General features: G+C 62.1%; 5 protein-coding genes and 1 pseudogene. 4 read left to right on the top strand and 2 right to left on the bottom strand.

Going from position 1 to position 3,836, the window contains the following annotated elements:
• A partial coding sequence (locus AHiyo1_RS16245; protein WP_059389242.1) for an acyl-CoA dehydrogenase family protein occupies positions 1–867 on the top strand: 867 nt, incomplete at its 5' end.
• A gap of 47 nt (positions 868–914) precedes the next feature.
• Here AHiyo1_RS16245 and AHiyo1_RS16240 read toward each other — a convergent pair.
• Positions 915–1,148 carry a DUF5703 family protein gene (locus AHiyo1_RS16240; RefSeq protein WP_059389241.1) on the bottom strand — a complete coding sequence of 78 codons (234 nt, stop codon included), beginning with the start codon at positions 1,146–1,148 and terminating at the stop codon, positions 915–917.
• A 39-nt stretch (positions 1,149–1,187) separates the two neighbouring features.
• Here AHiyo1_RS16240 and AHiyo1_RS16235 point away from each other — a divergent pair, with 39 nt between their 5' ends.
• Entirely contained in the window at positions 1,188–1,460 is a 273-nt protein-coding gene (locus AHiyo1_RS16235) for a hypothetical protein (protein ID WP_059389240.1), read from the top strand.
• A 32-nt stretch (positions 1,461–1,492) separates the two neighbouring features.
• Here AHiyo1_RS16235 and AHiyo1_RS16230 read toward each other — a convergent pair.
• Positions 1,493–2,423: pseudogene (locus AHiyo1_RS16230) on the bottom strand (aldo/keto reductase).
• Positions 2,424–2,475: 52 nt separating this feature from the next.
• Here AHiyo1_RS16230 and AHiyo1_RS16225 point away from each other — a divergent pair.
• Both AHiyo1_RS16225 and AHiyo1_RS16220 read left to right on the top strand, forming a co-directional pair.
• Positions 2,476–3,309 carry an undecaprenyl-diphosphate phosphatase gene (locus AHiyo1_RS16225; protein ID WP_059389239.1) on the top strand — a complete coding sequence of 278 codons (834 nt, stop codon included), beginning with the start codon at positions 2,476–2,478 and terminating at the stop codon, positions 3,307–3,309.
• 16 nt (positions 3,310–3,325) lie between these two features.
• Positions 3,326–3,836, top strand: a 511-nt coding sequence (locus AHiyo1_RS16220; protein ID WP_148667630.1) for a class I tRNA ligase family protein, incomplete at its 3' end; no start/stop codon positions are given.

Genomic DNA, 3,836 nt, shown 5'->3' with positions numbered 1-3,836 from the left:
TTCGACTTTGTGCTGAAGGAGTCCGGACACGGCGAGGTCTTTGCCTTCGGGATTTCCGAGCCGGGAAATGACTCCATGCTCTTCGACTCAGGGACCACGGCGGAACCGCAGCTGGACGGCGGGTACAGCTTCACCGGGCGGAAGATCTTCACGAGCTTGTCGCCGGCATGGACCCGCCTCGGCATCTTCGGCAAGGATGGCGGCGCACGGGAGGGGAGCGGTGAGCTGGTTTTCGGCTTCATCCAACGCGACGCGCCCGGCCACGAGACACTGAATGACTGGGACACCCTGGGCATGCGGGCAAGCCAATCGAACACCACGCTCCTCCACGGCGCCATGGTGCCGCCGGAACGGATCTTCCGGAAACTGCCCGTAGGACCCAACCAGGATCCGTTGATCTTCGCGATTTTCGCGTGCTTCGAAACGCTGCTTGCCGCGGTCTACACAGGCATCGCGGAGCGGGCATTCACGCTGGCGGTCGAGGCCGTCAAGCGCCGTACCTCGGCCAAGTACGGGGGCCGAAGCTTTTCGCAGGACCCGGACATCCGCTGGAAGATTGCCGACGCCGCCATGGCAATGGATTCCATCCAGCCGCATTTGGCGTCGGTGGCCCGTGACGTGGATGCCCTGGTCGATCACGGGTCGCAGTGGTTTCCCAAGTTCGTGGGGCTCAAAGTGCGGGCCACGGAGAACGCCCGGACCATCGTGGACGTGGCGATACGAGTTTCGGGAGGCTCCAGCTACTTCCGGGGCTCCGAACTCGAACGGCTGTACCGCGATGTGCTGGCCGGGATCTTCCATCCCTCCAATGAGGAATCCGCGCACACCACAGTTGCCAACGCGTGGCTTGGTCCGCTCGAAAGCTGAAACGCTCGAACACTGGAGCGGGGACCCTGAAATAACGGCCGTGCTGCTTACACGGTGCGCTGTACGTTGAGTACTCTGCGGCGCAGCCAGAACCGGCGACCGCCGCCGATATAGAGGATGCTCCGCTCCAGTTCCCACTTGCCGTATTCGGAGTGCTCCACGAGCCGACGCCGCGCCTCGGGCAAGGAATCGTCAGGGCTGACAGTCAGTACGAGGTACTCGTACTGCCTTGCGTAGTCCCGCTGACGCTCCACTGAACTGCTCAGAAATTGTTCTCTCATCCCTCTCCATTTTCGTCTTTTTCGGGCTAACGTGAAGTCATGAGCATCGATCCGCGTGTCGCGCTTCAGTCATTGACAGCAGCCTTGGAAGAGCACCTGATTGCCGCTTCCGCCCGCCGGGGCGAAGGAGATCCCACTGTGGAGGCAGCGTTTTTCGCCGTTGCAGATGCCTTTGAGGTATATGAGGACTCACTATACGAGGCCTACTCGGAAGTCACACCACTTCAGGTGTTCGACGACGATGAAGAAGATGACGACGAGGACAACAATGAACTCCTCGACGAAGACGAGCTGGAGATCCTCGACCAGTAAGCCCGATCAGTAATGCCCGAGTTTCAGTCGAGTCAGATCGCTGAAACGTCTTCCAGTGCCCTCGAAATTTCGGCGGGAAGAGGCGAAAGCTGCGCATCGAGCAGTTCCTTGAGCTGGACCGCATTGCGTGCGCCCACTATGGCGGTGGATACCCCAGGGCGCGAGAGCAGCCAGCTCAGGGAAACATCGACGGCGGACCGTCCCAAGCCGCGCGCAGCCATGGCTGCCGCTTCGACGATCCGTGCTCCCCGCGCATCGAGGTACTTCTCGACGTAGCCGCTGAGGCGGCCTTCAGCCGCCCGTGATTCGGACGGAATCTGTCCGCGGTATTTGCCGCTGAGCACTCCGCGGCCGAGGGGCCCCACGCCATGAGGCCGAGGCCGGCGTCCTCGATGGCAGGCACCAGTTCGTCTTCGGGCTTCCTGTGCAGGAGCGAGTATTCGGATTGGTTGGCCACCAGGGTGAATCCCGCGATCGCCGCAGCTTGGCGGTCTGCCAGCCGTTGTAGTTGGAGATGCCGACGTACCGTGCGCGGCCCGAGCGCAACGCGAGGTCCAGCGCGGAAAGGGTTTCCTCGAGCGGTACGTTTCCGTCCCAAGCGTGCGCGAACCAGATGTCCACGTAGTCGGTTCCCAAGCGGGCGAGGCTGGCGTCGAGAGCGGACAGCATGGATCCGCGGGACGCATCGACGCTGCGCCGGCCGTCCGACGTCGAGACGCCCGCTTTCGTGGAGAGGACAACCTCCGAACGCGCCACAACGTCCCCCAGCATGGAACCCAGCAGGGCTTCGGCCCGTCCACCGGCGTAGGAAGCGGCGGTATCGATCATGGTGCCGCTGGCAGCGATGAACGTATGGAGCAGTTCCCGTGCATCCTGTTCGTCCGTTTCTTCCGCCCAGGACATAGTGCCCAGGGAAAGGGTGGACACCCGAAACCCGCTGTTGCCGACGTAACGCTGCTGCATAGCTGATAGCTTACGGGGAGATCGGGTAGATCATGACGTAGGGTCTATTCACGTGAACTGGATAGAAGCAGCCTTCCTTGGCCTCGTGCAGGGCCTGACAGAATTCCTTCCGATTTCTTCAAGCGCACACCTGCGAATTGTCGGCTCGTTCCTGCCCAATGCGGCGGATCCCGGAGCTGCTTTCACGGCCATTACCCAGCTAGGCACCGAGACGGCCGTCATCGTTTTCTTTTGGCGCGACATCGTCAGGATTGTCCGCGCCTGGTTCGGATCGCTGCGGGGGAAAGTCTCCAGGGACGATCCCGACGCGCGGATGGGCTGGTTGGTCATCCTCGGCAGCGTGCCTATCATCGTGCTCGGCCTGCTCTTCCAGGACCAGATCGAATCCGTCCTGCGCAGCCTGTGGATCGTCGCCACGATGCTCATCGTCTTTGGCATGATCCTCGCGGTGGCCGACGCCGTGGGCAAGCAGGAACGCGAGCTGAGCCAATTGACCTTCAAGCACGGCATCCTTTACGGGCTGGCCCAGGCCATGGCTCTCATCCCGGGCGTCTCCCGCTCCGGCGGAACCATCACGGCCGGCCTCTTAATGGGGTACACGCGTGAAGCCGCCGCACGGTATTCGTTCTTGCTTGCCATACCCGCTGTCTTCGGCAGCGGCCTGTACCAGCTGTACAAGGTGGTCTCGAAGGAAGGAATCACCGGACCCTTCGGCCTTCCGGAAACAGCCTTGGCCACCGTCATCGCCTTCGTGGTGGGCTTCATCATCATTGGCTGGTTCCTGAAATTCATTTCCACCCACAGCTACCGTGCTTTTGTGTGGTACCGCATTCTCCTGGGACTAGCCCTCTATGTATTGCTCGGTTTCAATGTCATCAGCGCCTAGCACTATGGTTGAGGCTGTGAAATCGTGGATCTCCCGCCCTGTGCCTGAACTACCCGGCAGCATGCCCCCGTTGAGGCTGTTCGATACCGCCCTCGGGTCCCTCGTGGAGGTCGAGCCACGTGCGGAGCAATCCATGTACGTCTGCGGCATCACGCCGTACGACGCCACCCACATGGGCCACGCCGCCAGCTACGTCGCCTTCGACCTGCTCAACCGGGCATGGCGGGACAGCGGCCAGCGCGTTGCGTACGTCCAGAACGTCACCGACGTCGACGATCCGCTCCTGGAGCGGGCCACCGCCACCGGCGTTGACTGGCGGGAGTTGGCTGCGAGCCAGATTGAGCTTTTCCAGACCGACATGGACGCCCTCAATGTGCTGGCCCCGAATTACTACATCGGAGCCGTCGAAGCGATCCCGATGATCGTTCCGGCTATCGAGAAATTGATCGCGGACGAGCTCGCCTACCGCGTGCACGGCACGGGTGGCGAACCCGACGGCGACGTCTACTACGACGTCGAGGCAGCCG

Origin of the sequence: Arthrobacter sp. Hiyo1 (assembly GCF_001263615.2) — a bacterium.
Classification (GTDB): domain Bacteria; phylum Actinomycetota; class Actinomycetes; order Actinomycetales; family Micrococcaceae; genus Arthrobacter.
Note: the sequence above shows the minus strand (reverse complement) of the source record. Positions and strands in the feature narration are given on the sequence as shown.